The sequence below is a fragment of the Labilithrix luteola genome (assembly GCF_001263205.1).
GTDB classification, from domain to species: Bacteria; Myxococcota_A; Polyangia; order Polyangiales; family Polyangiaceae; genus Labilithrix; species Labilithrix luteola.
Window position 1 is genome coordinate 5,807,275 of sequence record NZ_CP012333.1, and the last position, 15,023, is coordinate 5,822,297.

14 protein-coding genes are annotated in these 15,023 nt (G+C 66.5%); 6 read left to right on the forward strand and 8 right to left on the reverse strand.

Annotated elements, in window-relative coordinates:
• Window positions 1-3: 3 nt before the first annotated feature.
• The 4 genes from AKJ09_RS25495 to AKJ09_RS25510 form a co-directional block, all read right to left on the reverse strand.
• The gene (locus tag AKJ09_RS25495; RefSeq protein ID WP_205633801.1) at window positions 4-1,599 is read right to left on the reverse strand and encodes a protein kinase domain-containing protein; all 1,596 of its coding nucleotides are present in this window, start codon (window positions 1,597-1,599) and stop codon (window positions 4-6) included.
• A gap of 340 nt (window positions 1,600-1,939) precedes the next feature.
• Window positions 1,940-2,719, reverse strand: coding sequence for a hypothetical protein (locus AKJ09_RS25500; protein WP_146650051.1), 780 nt, complete (start codon window positions 2,717-2,719; stop codon window positions 1,940-1,942).
• 32 nt (window positions 2,720-2,751) lie between these two features.
• Window positions 2,752-3,192, reverse strand: coding sequence for a YeeE/YedE family protein (locus tag AKJ09_RS25505; RefSeq protein WP_146650053.1), 441 nt, complete (start codon window positions 3,190-3,192; stop codon window positions 2,752-2,754).
• Window positions 3,189-3,626 carry a YeeE/YedE family protein gene (locus AKJ09_RS25510; protein WP_146650055.1) on the reverse strand — a complete coding sequence of 146 codons (438 nt, stop codon included), beginning with the start codon at window positions 3,624-3,626 and terminating at the stop codon, window positions 3,189-3,191. The genes AKJ09_RS25505 and AKJ09_RS25510 overlap by 4 nt, the downstream gene beginning before the upstream one ends.
• A gap of 547 nt (window positions 3,627-4,173) precedes the next feature.
• Between AKJ09_RS25510 and AKJ09_RS25515 the strand changes: the two genes are divergently transcribed.
• The 4 genes from AKJ09_RS25515 (at window position 4,174) to AKJ09_RS25530 (ending at window position 8,046) form a co-directional block, all read left to right on the forward strand.
• Window positions 4,174-5,118 (forward strand): formylglycine-generating enzyme family protein, encoded by a 945-nt coding sequence (locus AKJ09_RS25515; RefSeq protein ID WP_169927855.1) that lies wholly within the window; start codon window positions 4,174-4,176, stop codon window positions 5,116-5,118.
• A gap of 86 nt (window positions 5,119-5,204) precedes the next feature.
• On the forward strand, window positions 5,205-5,687 hold the full coding sequence (locus AKJ09_RS25520) for a hypothetical protein (protein ID WP_146650059.1): 483 nt from the start codon (window positions 5,205-5,207) through the stop codon (window positions 5,685-5,687).
• Window positions 5,688-5,700: 13 nt separating this feature from the next.
• Window positions 5,701-7,563 carry a multiheme c-type cytochrome gene (locus AKJ09_RS25525; protein WP_146650061.1) on the forward strand — a complete coding sequence of 621 codons (1,863 nt, stop codon included), beginning with the start codon at window positions 5,701-5,703 and terminating at the stop codon, window positions 7,561-7,563.
• A 36-nt stretch (window positions 7,564-7,599) separates the two neighbouring features.
• Window positions 7,600-8,046 (forward strand): hypothetical protein, encoded by a 447-nt coding sequence (locus AKJ09_RS25530; protein ID WP_146650063.1) that lies wholly within the window; start codon window positions 7,600-7,602, stop codon window positions 8,044-8,046.
• A 1-nt stretch (window position 8,047) separates the two neighbouring features.
• Here the strand turns inward: AKJ09_RS25530 and AKJ09_RS25535 are convergent, their stop codons facing one another.
• Complete coding sequence (locus AKJ09_RS25535; RefSeq protein ID WP_146650065.1) at window positions 8,048-8,821, reverse strand: hypothetical protein; 774 nt, start codon at window positions 8,819-8,821, stop codon at window positions 8,048-8,050.
• A 24-nt stretch (window positions 8,822-8,845) separates the two neighbouring features.
• The gene (locus tag AKJ09_RS25540; protein ID WP_146650067.1) at window positions 8,846-9,730 is read right to left on the reverse strand and encodes an enoyl-[acyl-carrier-protein] reductase; all 885 of its coding nucleotides are present in this window, start codon (window positions 9,728-9,730) and stop codon (window positions 8,846-8,848) included.
• A 279-nt stretch (window positions 9,731-10,009) separates the two neighbouring features.
• On the opposite strand from AKJ09_RS25540, the gene AKJ09_RS25545 reads away from it, so the two are divergent.
• Both AKJ09_RS25545 and AKJ09_RS25550 read left to right on the forward strand, forming a co-directional pair.
• On the forward strand, window positions 10,010-11,269 hold the full coding sequence (locus AKJ09_RS25545) for a TolC family protein (RefSeq protein WP_146650069.1): 1,260 nt from the start codon (window positions 10,010-10,012) through the stop codon (window positions 11,267-11,269).
• Window positions 11,270-11,424: 155 nt separating this feature from the next.
• On the forward strand, window positions 11,425-13,098 hold the full coding sequence (locus AKJ09_RS25550) for a glycoside hydrolase family 44 protein (RefSeq protein ID WP_146650071.1): 1,674 nt from the start codon (window positions 11,425-11,427) through the stop codon (window positions 13,096-13,098).
• A gap of 16 nt (window positions 13,099-13,114) precedes the next feature.
• On the opposite strand, the gene AKJ09_RS25555 is transcribed toward AKJ09_RS25550, so the two are convergent.
• Complete coding sequence (locus tag AKJ09_RS25555; RefSeq protein WP_146650073.1) at window positions 13,115-14,227, reverse strand: sigma-54-dependent Fis family transcriptional regulator; 1,113 nt, start codon at window positions 14,225-14,227, stop codon at window positions 13,115-13,117.
• 146 nt (window positions 14,228-14,373) lie between these two features.
• Window positions 14,374-15,021 (reverse strand): hypothetical protein, encoded by a 648-nt coding sequence (locus tag AKJ09_RS25560; protein ID WP_146650075.1) that lies wholly within the window; start codon window positions 15,019-15,021, stop codon window positions 14,374-14,376.
• Between the last annotated feature and the right edge of the window lie 2 nt (window positions 15,022-15,023).

Genomic DNA, 15,023 nt, shown 5'->3' on the forward strand with positions numbered 1-15,023 from the left:
CCTTCAAGGCGAGACACGCGGCGTCGGAGTCGACTTCGGCGGCGTGTGTCGCGAGCGCATCGTCCGTCGGATGAGCAGCTCGACGTCATCGGCGTTCACGGGCTTGACGAGGAACGCGTCGGCTCCGATGGCCGAGAGGCGCTGCCAATCGCGAGGACCGCCTTCGGCCGTCAGCACGATGATCGGCGTGCGCTCCGCACCTTCCAGCCGGCGCAAGAGAAGCGTGAGTCGCGCCCCGTCCATCTCGGGCATGCGCAGATCGACGAGGACCACGGAGTAGGGGTTCTTCTCGAAGGCCTCGAGCGCAGCTTCGCCGTCGCCCACCTCGTCGATGACGGCCTCGGGGAAACGCGTCGCGAGGGACGTGCCGATGATGGATCGCCAGTCGGGATCGTCGTCGGCAATCAAGATGCGTTCAGGCTCGCGGCTGCCCGTATGCTCGGCGAGGAGCGCCCGACGAAACGCTTCGGGCGTGGGCCATCGCTTCAGTGGATCTTTCGCGAGGGCCTTCAGAACGACCTCGTCGTATCCCTGCGAGAGGCCGGGGCGCACGCGGCTCGGCGGTACGGGCTCGGAGAGAACGTGCTGGGACAGAATGTTCATGTCGTTCTGGCCGACGAACGGAGGCTTGCCCGTGAAGAGCTCGTACGCGATGCATCCGAGCGCGTAGATGTCCCGCCGATTGGCGAGCTCCGGTGCCTCGTCTTCGCCGAGGGCCGCTTCGGGGGCCATGCAGTTCGCACTGCCGACGATGAAGTTTCCGCCGGTCGCGCTGTCGAGTACGCGCGCAACCCCCAGATCTCCGACGGCGACGCGGAACCCGCTGTCCGGTGAGCGCTCGCTCGTGGGACTGGCCAGCGAGATGGGGCCGCTCGAATCCGGCCGGCTCCTCGGACCACTTCCCCAGTCGATGAGGAGGTTCGTCGGTTTGAGATCGCGATGCACCGTGCTCGTCGCGTGGATGGCATCGACGCCCAGGCACGCCTGGTCGAGGATTCGAACGGCCTCGTCGAGATCGGGAAACGTGTCGCTGGGACGACCGCGCAGCCATTGATCGGCGGTGTTGCCGTCGACGTACTCCATCACGAAGTACGGCGTGCCCTCGTGCTCGCCGAACGCGAACACCGACAGAACGTTCCGGTGGGAAACGCGGGCCATCGCCCGAGCTTCGTTGTGGAAGAACGTCCGCATCTCGGGGAAGGCAAAGAGCTCCGGCCGGATGAACTTGATCGCGACCTTGCGATCGAGTCGCTCGTCCACGGCGAGCGCGACGACACCCATGCCGCCGACGCCGAGGGCACGCTCGACGCGATAGGTGCGGTCAACGAGGGCACCTTCGTAAAGCCCAACGGAGCGAAGCGGATCGTTCGATCGACGCCGCTCGTCGTCCGTCACGGTCGGCCTTCGCCTGCTCTCGACCGGCTCCGGCGCAGGCGCTGCGCTGGCGGGCCCTGCCAGAGGCATGCGATGTGCGATCGTCGGGGCCAGCGCCTCGCGGCGAGCGTCGTGGCGCTCCTCGCGTGCATGGGTCGCGGAGGCTCGCCTCGAGCCGAGGCGTTCCGAGCGCGGACGCGCTTGGTCGCGTTCCTTGCGTTTCACGAAGCCTCCGTTCCCCGTGGTCCGATGCCAGCGCCATGCGAGCGACCGGGAGCCAAGGATCTCGATGACTTCGTCAGCACGCGGCGTACCAAGTGGCCCGAATCGCCGTCGTGCAGTGCCCTCCTGCAGGCCTTTTCGCTCGAGGTGTCCGAAAACCGACGAGCGCTCAGGAGATTGTGGCGTCGCCGCACGACCCCGCTTGGACGATCCGCACCTCGACGAGGACGGAAGCGAGGACGGAAACTGGGACATGCGGGGGCACCCGATTCTCGAGTACCCCCGCGCGTCCGGTTCTGTCCCGCTCAGCGACCTGCGAGCGGTACGAGCGGTAGGGGTTCGCTCAGAGGTTGAACCAACCGCCGAGGCCCGCCGAAATTCCGAAGTGCCACTGCGTCAGATCGTTCGAAACGGTCGTCGTCGTCGCGCCGCGCACGGAGGTCCGATCGACGTTGCCGGTCAGCGGAATGTTGATGAGCGGGCCGACCGTGAAGAAGAAGTGCTCCATCGGAACGATGGTCAGCTGCGGATCGAGGTCGATCGAGAAGAGCGTCGCGCTGTTCTTGTCGCTGTCGTTGTTGTTGTTGTTGTTGTTGACCGGCGTCTTCTCGCTGACCGAGTAGAACGAGAAGCCGCCACGGAGCCAGAGCGCGAGGACGTCACCGACCGGCAGGATGTAGCCAACGCGCGGCGCCACGCCTACGACGGTCGTGCTGGGCGAGTCACCCGACCGCTCCACGCTCGTTCCGCGACCGGAGACCGTCGTTTTCGTCGAGCCGCCGAGGCCGAAGGCGACGGCAACCGAGCCACCCAACGTGAGGCGGTCGATGATCGTGTAATCGACGCCGACGCGCGGCACGGTGTGCACCTTGAACGAGACGTTCGACTCGTCGCCCCAGAGGAGGGCAATCGACGAGCCGTTCTGCGTCACCTTCGTCGTGGTGTCGCCGTCCTTGTTCTCGATCGAGGTCGACGTGTAGCTGAAGAGCGGCATCAGCCGGTCAGCGCTGATAATCAGTTGACCCTTGTCTCCGAAACCTTTGGCTTCCTGTGCGGAGGCGGTCGCCGACCACACGGAGACGAACGCCGTTCCAATACCTGCGAGCAACCATCGTCGGTTCATGCGACGTTTCTACGCGCCTTCGCGTGTCGCACTCAACTCCGCTTTGTCGGTCGCGTCTGCAGATGTCGCATGGTCATTCCACCGACCATCGCGAGGACAAATGCGATTGCTGCGAGATTTCCAGAGGCCGCCGTCGTGAGAGCGGGGCCGGGACAGAATCCACCCAGTCCCCAGCCGACGCCAAAAAGTGCAGCGCCCGCGAGCAGTGGCATGTCGATGCGTGTGCGCGTAGGCCACGAGAACGCAGGAGCGAGCAGCGGCGCGCTTCGCCGCCGAGCGACGGCGACGGCGATCATGTGAACGCCAATCGCTCCGATCATCACGAAGGCGAGACTCGGATCCCACGCGCCCGCCACGTCGAGAAAGGCGAGGACCTTGGAGGGGCGCGTCATCCCCGCGACCCCAAGGCCAACGCCGAAGATCACCCCTGCGATCGACGCCATCACGAGACGAGCATTCTTCGACGAGCTCATGGCGTCACCTCGAACACGTGGCGGACGACCCAAACGGTGAGCGCGCCGGTGGCCATGAAGGTCACGGTCGCCGCGAGCGATCGGATCGACAGCCGGCTGAGGCCGCAAACCCCGTGGCCACTCGTGCAACCACCCCCGAGCCTCGTGCCGTAGCCGACGAGGAGTCCCGCCGCGACGACCCACGGCAGAGTCATGCCCGGCCCGGTCGAAAAGACGGAAGGCGCCACGAGGCGCAGCGCGATGCCAGCGGCCAACAGACCGGCGAGGAAGGCCACCTTCTCGCCTCTGCCGTCGCCGGCGTCGTCGAGCTTCGTCGCGCTCGCGAGGATACCGCTGATGCCGGCGATTCGACCGAGCCCGAGGAGGTAGATGGACGCCGACAGGCCGATGAGGGCGCCGCCGACGAGAGCGGAGCCGGGGGTGAAATTCTGCACGGCCGGAGTGTATGCGGTGAACGTGCGAGTGCGTAGTAGGGCAGCGCGGCTGCGCTTTCCTCGCTCTTCGCCGCGCGTCGTCCTCGTCGAACGTCGTCGACGATTCTATCCAGCCGTGGCGGAGTCCGCTGAGGCGGTTTCGACGGGCGCGGTGGCTCGTGGCTCGGCCGAATGGCGAGCCGCGTCGAATGGCAAATAACGCTCATTCGAACTCGACATATTTCGATTCCGACTCAAATTGAATTCAAGGCAAATGGGGAAGGTTTTCGATTCCCACGAGTCGTGTTTGTCACGTTTGGCGCCACGTTTGGCGTCTTTGCTGAAGGCCGCTTGGGGGAGCGGTTGGGGGTCGCGTCGCAACACGAAGGCGGTAACGCCAGCGCGTCGGTCGGCCCCTTATTTCGGAGCGCATCTGGGCGCGCACCTTGGCGCGCATCTGGGGCCGGGCGGGCCGCGCGTCTCGTTGCTCGCGTCGGCCACGCTCCTCGGAATAGCCCTCTGGGGACCATCGAATTTCGCTGCGTCGGTTGCGCCTGCGTCGCTGCCGATGCAGGCGATGGGACCCGACGACTCGTGGCGTGCGGCCAACAACTCGTCTGCGCTCGGCGTGATGGCGGCAGGCGGGGAGCTCGCGTCGGTCCTAGCGCCGCCGTCACCTGCGATGGCGGAAGGAGTGCTCTCCGGCGGAGGTCCGCGTCACACGTGGCAACTCTTCCAGGGGCGCTATTGGCAAATCGCGGGGCCCGGCGGTGAAGATCCGTCGGTGACGGATGCTTCCGAAAAAAATCGCGGTTCCTGCTCGGTCGGAATGGTCGAGGTCCAGGGACGGATGAAGGTTGCCGCTCTCCTGGACGAGCTCCAGCTCCAGGCCTGCACCAAATGGATCGACAAGAAGTGGCCGGAGCGCTGCGCCGCGTACGACCGCGGGAAGTGGCTCGCTGCGTCGAAGGACCTCCCCACGCAGCCCATGCACTTCTGCATCGACCGCTTCGAGTACCCCAATCGCAAGGGCGAATACCCGATCGTCATGGCGAGCTGGTACGAGGCGCGCGACGTGTGCAAGGCGGAGGGCAAACGGCTCTGCACCGAAGACGAATGGACCTTCGCTTGTGAAGGCGAAGAGGCAACGCCCTATCCGAACGGCTACGACCGCGATCCGGAGGCGTGCTTGAACGATCGCCCTTGGCGGCAGTTCCGCGGCGAGTCGCTCATGCCTCGAAGCGGCAAGGCCGCCATGCTCGAGCTCGACCGTCTCTGGCAGGGACTCCCCAGTGGTTCGCGTCCGCTCTGTCGGAGCACGTTCGGTGTGTACGACCTGACCGGAAACATCGACGAGTGGACGCGGTCGTCGATCCCCGGCGAGCGACCCAGCGTGCTCAAAGGCGGCTATTGGGGGCCCGTGCGAACGCGCTGTCGTCCGGCTACGAAGGCCCACGACGAGACGCATACGTTCTACCAAGAGGGCTTCCGCTGCTGCGAAGACCGGCACTGACGCAGTCGCGTCAAACGCGGCGGGCACCGCGGTGAGGGAAGCTTGGCTGGATTCCTGCTTCACCTCGAGAGCGGTCTGGTGTCAGGATGAACTCCGCGATGCGGCATCTCTCGCTCTCGGGCAGTATTTTCGCCGGCGTTTTCCTCGCTGGCGTGGGCCTGGCCGGCGTCCTCGCCGGCGGCTGCGAGTCCAACGGGCAGGGATGCACGGTGGATCAAGATTGCGCAGTCGGGAACGTTTGTCGCTCCAACAAGTGCACCACCCTCGATCCGAACGACTCCGGAGTCGACGGGGCGACGCCCGTTCCTCCCACGCCCGCATGCTCGGCGACCGGTGGGGCGTGCAACGTCGACACGGACTGCTGCTCGAACCGTTGCAGCACCGGACGATGCGCCGACGTTGCTGGCTCGAGCGGACGGCCGGGCTCGAGCGGCAGCTCGGGGACGAGTGGTACGAGCGGAACCAGCGGCTCGAGCGGCGTCCAGCCCTGCTCGGATCTCTACGGCGCGTGCTTCTCCGACACGGATTGCTGTTCCGGATTCACCTGCCAGTCGAATTCCTGCCGCTGAGTCACCTCGCGCGGTGACGTCGCCCGTCGAGATTGCGCTCGTCCTCGGCGCCTTGGCCGCCGCCAGCGCGCTCGTCTGGCAGGCGACGCGCCAGGCTCCGCGTGCGCGTGCGCTCCTGATCATGGGACTGGGCCTCTCGACGTCGGCGGCGCTGCTCCCGGTGCGGCGAGCGCCGGCCGCCGCGCCTCCCGAGGGCACTCCCCGCGCGAGCTCGGCCGTGGGCTACGTCTCCTCGGCGGCCTGTCGTTCGTGCCATCCCTCCGAGCACGCGAGCTTCTCGCGCACCTTCCATCGGACGATGACGCAGAGGGCCGAGGCGAAGACCGTCCTCGCGTCCGAGACGACGTATCCCCTCGATGGTCGTGCGGTCCGGCTCGCGCGTCGCGGTGACGAAGTATGGGCGACGCTTCCCGATCCGGATGCTCCGCCGCCCGCGCCCGACGTCACGCGTCGGGTCGTTCTCACGACGGGCTCGCATCGCGAGCAGGCCTACTGGGTAGCCGGCAAGCGCGAGGGCGAGCTTCGGCTCTTTCCTCTCGTGTGGCTCGTGGCCGATCAGCGGTTCGTTCCGCGCCGCGATGCGTTCTTGACCCCGCCCGACGCAGACCTGCCCAACGTTCGTTGGAACTCGAACTGCATCGCTTGTCATGCCGTGGCCGGCGAGCCGAAACACGATCTGGCGACCGACGCGTTCGGTACGCGCGTCGGCGAGCTCGGAATCGCGTGCGAAGCCTGTCACGGCCCCGGCGCGGTGCACGTCGAAAAGCACCGTGACCCGGTCGCGCGATACGTGCAGCATGCAAGTGAAAAGGCGGACCTCACCATCGTCCAGCCCGCGCGATTGCCGCCCGAGCGGAGCGCAGCCGTGTGCGGTCAGTGCCATGCCTACAGCTTCCCGCGCGACGAGGATGCGTTCTGGACGAGCGGGTACGTGGGGGCCTTTCGGCCGGGAGAGCTGCTCGAGCCATCGCGCTTTCTGCTCTCGCCGGCAACGTTGCGTGAAACTCCAGGGCTTCCACGGATCGAGGCCGATCTCGATTCGCTCTTCTGGCCGGACGGCAGCATTCGCGTCGGAGGCCGCGAATACAACGGGCTCGTCGAGTCTCCATGCTTCCAGAAAGGGCAGGGCGAGCGGAAGCTCACGTGCCTCTCCTGTCATTCGATGCACCTGGGAGATCCCTCCAAGCAGATCGCGCCCGAGCATGCCGGCGACGGTGGATGCACGACGTGTCACGCCGACGCGCGCTCGCGTTCGCATGGCCATCACGCGGAAGGTTCGGCAGGTAGCGCGTGCGTGGCCTGTCACATGCCGCGCACGAGCTACGCGCTCTTCTCGGCGATTCGTTCCCACCGCATCGACAGCCCCTCGGCCTCGGCGTCGATCGAGACCGGCAAGCCGAACGCCTGCAACCTGTGTCATCTCGATCGGTCGCTGGCGTGGACGGCCACATGGCTTTCGACGTGGTACGGGCAAGCCATGCCGTCGATTCCTCCGGCGCGCACCACCACCGCCGAGGGCGCGGTTCTCGCCCTCTCGGGAGACGCCGCCATGCGTGTTCTGGTTGCCGATGCCCTCGGCTCACCCGAAGCGCGAGCTGCGGTTGGCGCGAAGGGCGAGCCGCTGCGCGCGGCGCTGTTGGCAGAGCTCCTGATCGATCCCTATGCAGCGGTCCGCTTCGTGGCGGGCAAGTCGCTCGCGAAGGTGGATGGTTTCGCGGACGTGCCCTACGACTTCCTCGACGCGTTCGCGCTACGGATGCGCGCGCATGACGAGGTTCGCCGTCGGGTGAACGAGGCCGACACCGGACTCGGTCACGAACGCATCCGGCAATTGCTCGACGCGCGCGATTCGCGGCCGCTCACCATCGCAGAGTGAGCACGACGCCAGCGCATGCGTTACTGTCGAGGGCGCGTGGAATCGAACATCGACAACGGCGAGGCTGACGTCACCCGCTCGCTCGCGCGAATCGAAACGCGTCATCTGCGGGCGGGCCTGTGGGGCCTCGCCATTTTCGTCGTCCTCGGCCTCGTGCTCGAAGGCCTGCACGCCATCAAGGCGCCGTTTTATCTCGACGCAGGGCAGGAGACCACGCGTCTGCTCCTTCGCCTCTCGCACGCGCATGGAACGCTCGTGTCGCTCGTCAACGTGGTCTACGCACTCGTGGTTCGTGCGCGCCCTGCCGCGGCCAGCCCGGTTGGATCGGCGTGCCTGTCCGCGTCGCTGGTCTTGCTCCCCGCGGGCTTCTTGCTCGGCGGCCTCTTCGCGCACGGCGGCGACCCGGGGCTCGGTGTGCTGCTCGTCCCGCCCGGTGCGCTCGCTCTCGCGGCCGGCATTGCCGTCACCGCGCGTCGCGTGTGAGCTAGTTGCAGTACCAGACGGAGATGCGCACGCCGTCGACGAGGGCGACCGGCGCGTCGACACCCGCGTCCGCGTCGCGCTTTGCCATGATGCGGACGCCGAAGTCGGTGGGCTCCACGTCCGCGGGGTACATATCCATGCCCCACGTGTCGAGCGCCTGGCCGTAGTGGTGCTCGCCGACGATGCTCGATGGCCACGCCGTGGCGATGAATTTGAAGCGCCCCGTCTTGTTGGGAACGATGAGGGCAACCTCGTCGTCGACGAGGCCCTTGTCTGGCGCCTGCCGCGAGAGCTCCACTTCGACGCCGAGGAAGAAGGCATCCGGCGGAAGAGCGAATCCGAAGTTCGTGATCTGGAGTTCCTGCGTGTTCGACTTGCCGCCGAGCTCGCTGCGCGCGAACGAGCTGTCCTTCGCGAGCGCGTTCAGCGGATCGAGCCACGGCGCGCCGTCTTGTCCGTCGCGCCGCGGGACGCTGCGCGCCGTCTTTCCGGAGAGCGGCCCGATCTTCTTCGCCGTGCAACCAGGCTTGCCGGTGTCGACACTCGGATCGAGCGTGGTGTTCGGAGGGAGGCCGTCGCCGGCGTCGCCGCTGGACGCCGACGAGTCGTTCTTGCCCGCCTCCGAAACCGTCTCGCTGTTCGTGCTCGCGTCGCTGATGCCCGCAGCGTTGTCGCTGCCGCTGCACGCCAGGAACGTGCACATACCGAGCGCGCTCGCTAAGCCAGTGACACTGCCGAAGAGACCTGCCCGATCGACGAGTGCTCGGCGCTTCACGCGCTCAGCTTAACATGCGCTCGATCAGAGCGCCTTTCCCATCGAGGCGAATCCCTTGTCGACGTAGATCATCGTTCCGGTGATGCCGCTCGCAAGCGGGCTGGAAAGAAACGCTGCGGTTGCACCGACCTCTTGCGAGGTGAGGGCTTCAGGCAGCGGCGAGTTGACTTTGCAGTAATCGATCATCTGGCCGATGAAGCCGATGGCGCTCGCCGCGCGCGAGGCGAGGGGACCTGCGCTGATGCAGTTGACGCGGTGGCCGTACTTGCGACCCGCTTCGAACGCGAGAACGCGCGTGTCGCTTTCCAGCGCGGCCTTCGCCGAGCTCATGCCGCCGCCATAGCCGGGGATCACGCGCTCGCTCGCCATGTACGAGAGCGAGAGGTACGAGCCGCCCTGGCGCATGATGGGCGAGAAGCGCTGGACCATCGAGACCATCGAGTACGCGCTGACGCCGACCGCGCCGAGGTAGCCCTTGCGGCTCGTCTCGAGGAGGACGTTCTTCACCTCGGGGCCGTTCGCGAGCGAGTGGACGACGATGTCGACCGGCTGCTCGCCGAAGTCCGCCTTCATGCGATCGACGACGCCCTGGATGCTGATGTCGCCGTGCTCCTTGTACCGCTTGTTCTCGCGAACCTCCTGCGGCACGTCTTCGAACGTGTCGAACTCGGCGTCGAGCGCGTAGATGCGCTCGAACTCCATCTTGGTGCCGTCCGACATGACGAGCGACTCGTCGAGCTTTCCGCGACGAAGAATCGTGGTGAAGATCCCGAGCGCGGGCGGCCACGTTCCGACGCACACCGACGCGCCGGCCTCGGCGAGGGCCTTCGCGATGGCGAAGCCAAAACCGCCGTCGTCGGCGACACCAGCCACGAACGCTCGTTTGCCCTTCAAGTCGATGTTCAGCATGGGGCGGGTCTTGCCCTGTCCACTGCCCTGTCTCAACGAGAAATTGCGTTCGCACTGCGTCAGAAAGTCGGAAACCGCTGAAAATAGCGACGAACGCTGCTGTTCGCGGTGTCGCGTTTGTCCTCGCTCGCGCTTGCCTTGCGTCGTGTCCTGCAACGTGTCGAGTGCCGTTCGAAAATCGATTGCGTAGTGCATGCATTCGACCGCCCGGATCGCTCGTGAAGACGCTGGTTTGGAGTACAGTGGCCCGCTCCGGGGGACAGGGACAACGAGGTATCGATGCAGATCAGTCGTCGAGAGAAGAAAGCGAAGTCGGCAAACCTTCTCTCCATTGCTTCCATCGTCGCCCTCCTGCTCGCGCCGCGTGCCGCACGTGCAGAGGAGTGGCCTACGCTCGAACGATCCATCCAGCTCGCTCGTGCGCACGCGATCGTCGTGGCCGACGCCGAGGCGGAGCTCGGGGTAGCGAACGCCCAAATGGCCGGGGCGCGTCAGAGCATTCTCGGCAACCCGTACACGGACTTCCAGATCGACCGCAGCACCGTCGACGGCCAGATCCAGGCGCTCTCCTATACGTACATTCCGCTCGACCTCGGCGGTCAGCGCGGGGCGCGCATGGATGAAGCGCGTCGCATGATCGAGTGGCGCAAGCTCGGGATCACCGACGCGCGTGCTCAGGCGATGGGCGAGGCCGTGGCGGCATACGGCGACGTGACCATCGGCGTCGCGCGAGTCACCGAGACGGTCAATGGCGAGCAGACGGCGCGCGAAGAGGCGAGGTACTTCGCCGGGCGCCTCGAGGCCAAGGACACCACCGTCTACGAGAAGGCGCTCGCGGACGCCGAAGTCGCGCGCTGGGTGCAGTCGCGTGTGGAGGCCGAACTCCGGCTGACCACGGCGCGCGCGCGTTTCGGGCAGCTCACCGGCGTCGCCAACGTATCCACCCCGGCGGCCGCGACGGCCTCCACGCCGCCCGGGCTCCGCGGGAGCTGGGACGACGCGTACATGACGCGGATGGTCGATCGATCGCCGATGATCGCGAGCCTCCAGGCCGAACGAAAGTTCTGGGAGGCATCGGCCGAGCGCTATCGTAGCGAGCGCTTCCCGCCCATCTCGTTCGAGATCATCGGCGGGCGAGGAGCCAATGGGGAAGGGCGATACGGCACCGGCCTCACCCTCACCTATCCGATCACGCGCCGCTATCAGGGCGAGATCGCGCGTGCGGAACAAGGCCGTAACCAGGTCGTCGCACGCACGGAGCTCTACCGGAAGCTGATCGAGACACGCTACCGTGCAGCTCGCGACGCAATTCTCAGTGTCGACAAGGCGATCACCGAGCTCGATCAGAACGGCATGCCCGCCCTCGAAAAGGCCGTGACGGCGTCCGTCGATGCGTACAAGCTCGGGAAGGTCGAATTGACCCGCGTTTTGCTCGCTCGCCGTGACTTGTCGATCGCACGCTCCCGCAGACTGGACTTGCTCGAAGCAGCCTGGCGCGCGTATGCCGATCTGACGATTCTCTCCGGAGACCTGCCTTGACGAACTCGTCCCGCCCGCCCCGTTGGCTTCGCACCTCCTCGAGTCCGAAACGTAACCGCGTCGTTTTCCCTCTCGCGCTCCTCGCCCTTGCTGGCGGCTCTGCCGGCTGCGAGCGATGCTCGAAAACGACGACGGGCCCGAGCACGGAAGGTCCCGTGCCGAGCGGTTCGGGAGGTGCGACGGCGACGGGACCCGTGGTCGTCTTGCCCGACGGCGGGACGAGTCATGCGCCTGCGGTCATCACCGAGGCCCTTGCCTCGAAGGTCGGAGGCCCCATCCCGCTCTCCGGCAAGATTCTCGCCGCCACGCCCATGAGCGTCGAGTGCAAGAGCGAGGGGCAGCCGGTCAGCCCGACGATCTTCGGCATCGCCTTCGCTGATGCCGACAAAGACCTCGGCGCCACCGCGTTCCGATGGGGCGGCAACACGACCACGCGTTACAACCACAAGCTCGGCGCCTGGAACACGGTCGACACCTGGTTCTTCCAGAACATCAAGATCGACTCGCACGACGTCTTCCTCGGCAAGGTGAAGGCGCTCGGCGGCCGCGCCTCGATCACCGTGCCGATCATGGGCTGGGTCGCCAAAGACACGGCGAGCGCGTCGTTCCCCGTCTCGGTCTTCGGCCCGCAGGAGAAGACCGACCCGTATCATCCCGACTTCGGCAACGGAAAGAAGCCGGACGGCAAGACGCTCATCCCGCCGGGTGATCCCACGCGCACCAGCGTGAAGATTACGTCGGAGCAGGTGGGTGAGTGGGTTGCCAAGATGCGCGAGGAAGATCAGAAGCGCGGCAAGCGCCTCATCTACGAGTACATCCTCGACAACGAGCCCGCGCTCTGGATGAACGCGCATCGAGACGTCCACCCCGAGCCGACGACCTACGACGAGCTCCTCGAGAAGACGATCGCGTTTGGCACCGCCGTTCGCAAGGCCGATCCCGACGCCATCATCGCCGGGCCCGCAGCGTGGGGTTGGTGGGAGTACTTCTACAGCGCGAAGGATCACGAGAAGGGCTTCACGCTCAAGCCCGACCGCCGATCGCATGACGATCAGCCGCTCCTCGCTTGGTATCTGAAGAAGCTCGCCGAACACGAGAAAAAGACCGGCGTGCGCATCCTCGACGTGCTCGACGTGCACCTCTACCCGCAGGCCGACGGCGTCCAAGGGCCGGACGGTCAAGGCGGTGATGGTGGCGGCGAGACCGATCGCAAGACCAACGACACGCGCTTCCGCACCACGCGTTCGCTCTGGGACCGCGGCTACGAGGACGAGTCCTGGATCAAGGACAAAGTCTACCTGATCCCGCGCATGAAGGAGATCATCGCGGAGAACTATCCGGGCCTTGGCTTCCAGATCGGCGAGTACAACTTCGGCGCCGAGCATCACATCGCCGGCGGCGTCGCGCTCGCCGAGGCCCTCGGCCGCTTCGCGCTCTTCGGCGTGAGCCACGCCTACTACTGGACGTTCCCGAAGAAGCCGAAGCCCGCGTACTGGGGCTTCCGCGCCTACCGAAACTACGACGGGCAGGGCGGTCACTTCCTCGAGCGCATCGTTCCTTCGACCGCGCCGAGCGGCACGTCGCTCTTCGCTTCGCGCGACGAGTCCGGCAAGAAGTGGGTGCTCGTCGCCCTCAACTTCAGCGCCGATCGTCCGTTCGATGCGAACATCCAGCTCCAGGGCTGCGTCGCGCCGGGCGCGCTCAAGTCGTATGTCTACACGGGCGGCGATGCCGGCTTCGTGCCGGGCGACGCCAAGATCGAAGGCCAGAGCCTCACGTCGAAGCTCCCGCCGTACTCGATCACAGTCATGGAGCTCGCGACGCAGTAGCGGCGCTGTCAGCGCGTCAGCGCGTCAATCGGGCCATCGGAGTAGCGATGGCCCCTATGACCTGCTCCGCCTCGACCGCGGACCCGCGCGAGAGCAGCGCGCTGCGCTCGACGACGTTCTTGAGCTCGCGCACGTTGCCCGGCCACGCGTGCATCGCGAGGAGTCGCTCGACCTCGTGCGGGATGTGCAAGGCAGGCTTTCCGTTGCGTAGGCCCAGCTGATCGAGGACGAGGCGGGCGAGGGGAAGCACGTCGGCGGGACGCTCGCGCAGCGACGGGACGAACGCCGATGCTGTGCGCAGCCGTGCGAAGAGCGCGGGGAGAACCTTGCCTGCCTTGGTCCGTTCGTCGAGGTTCGCGCCGGCGGTCGTCACGAGGCGCACGTCGACGCTTTTCGGATCGCTTCCGTCGATGCGCGCGAGCCGCGAGGTCGTCATCACGTCGAGCACGCGTGCCTGCAGCGAGAGCGGGAGCTCGTCGATGCCTTCGAGAAGCAACGTTCCGCCGTGTGCGCGCTCGAGCACGCCCGGATAGGCTGCAGTGCCCATCAGCTCGCGCGCGCCGTCTTCGCTGGCGAGCGCCATGCAGCTCACCCGAGAGAGGCGTGTGTGGCCGCGTGGTGAGCTCCGATGGAGGCGCTCGGCGAGGGTGGTCTTGCCGACGCCAGTCTCGCCGTAGAGGAGGACATGCTCGGAACCACGCGCGAGCTCGTCGACGCGCGCCGACGTGGTCTTCGTGGCGGGATCGACGGCGATGAACTTGGAGGCCGCCTCCGTCTGCGCGGCCGACTCGTGCACGATGACGACGACGTTGCCGAGATAGACGGCGTCACCCGAGCGAATCGTCGCGCTCGCTCCTGCCGCGAGCTTCTCGCCTGCGACGTGCGTGCCGTTCATGCCCCCGAGGTCTTCGATACGATGGGGAGGCCCGACGTGAAGCCGGGCGTGCTTACGCGAAAGCGAGCGATACGGAACGACGAGGTCGCATTCCTCTCCGCGACCGATGAGCAGGCTCCCGGTCTCGGGCAGGTCGCGTTCGACCGACCCACCGTTCCACGTGGCGGAGACGCTCGGACGATCGCGTCGTCGCAAGACTACGGCGGTGGCTGTCCGCTCCTCGTCGTCGCTCATGGATTTCTCCGCGTCTCGAGCCTCGCGGAGAAAAGGCGACGTGTCCAGATGTCGATGGGAAGAGGGGCCGCTGCGACCCCACGCATCACCCAGCGCTCAGGCTCTTCCCGCGACGTCCGCCGTTGGCGCTGACCCTTCGTTTGCGATTACGCGGCCTTGTCGACTTCGGAGAGCTCTTCGAGGAGACGTGCAATGATCTCCGCGGCCTCGGTCGCGACCCCCTTCGGGACTGCCTTCGTCTCCTCGAGAAGCTCACGAAGCTTGGTCGCGGCGTTCTTGAGATCTTTGCGCTCCTTGTCCGCTTTCTCGGCTTCGGAGACGGGGAAGAGCGTGTCCTTGTAGAGGCGCGCGACGGTCGCGACGGGGACGCCGTCTTCGAGCACGCGCTTGCGGATGTCGACGATCGTCTCGTCGGTCACGCCGCTGTCTTCCTCGGCGGCGCGCTCCTCTGCACGGCGGAGGAAGTCGACGGCCTGGTAGCTCGGCAGCGGAGCGTCGAGCGGATCGCGCTTGAGGATCTCGGGTGCGCTCTTGTGCAGGAACATGAACGAGCCGGTGAGCTTGTCGACCGTCTCCTGGCGCAGCTTCAGCTCGCTCTTGAAGTACGTCTCGAACGAGTCGTAGCTCCAGCGCTCCCAGCTCTTGTTTCGCCTCACCTCGGCGAGCGCCTCCGCGAGCTCCAGCCAGCTGGCCTTGAAGCGTCGCGTCCGACGAAGACACTCCACGCGTTCGGGATCGTCCGCGTACTGCTCTTCGAGGGCGGCGAGGGCGCGATCGACGTTGGTGGGCTGCATGG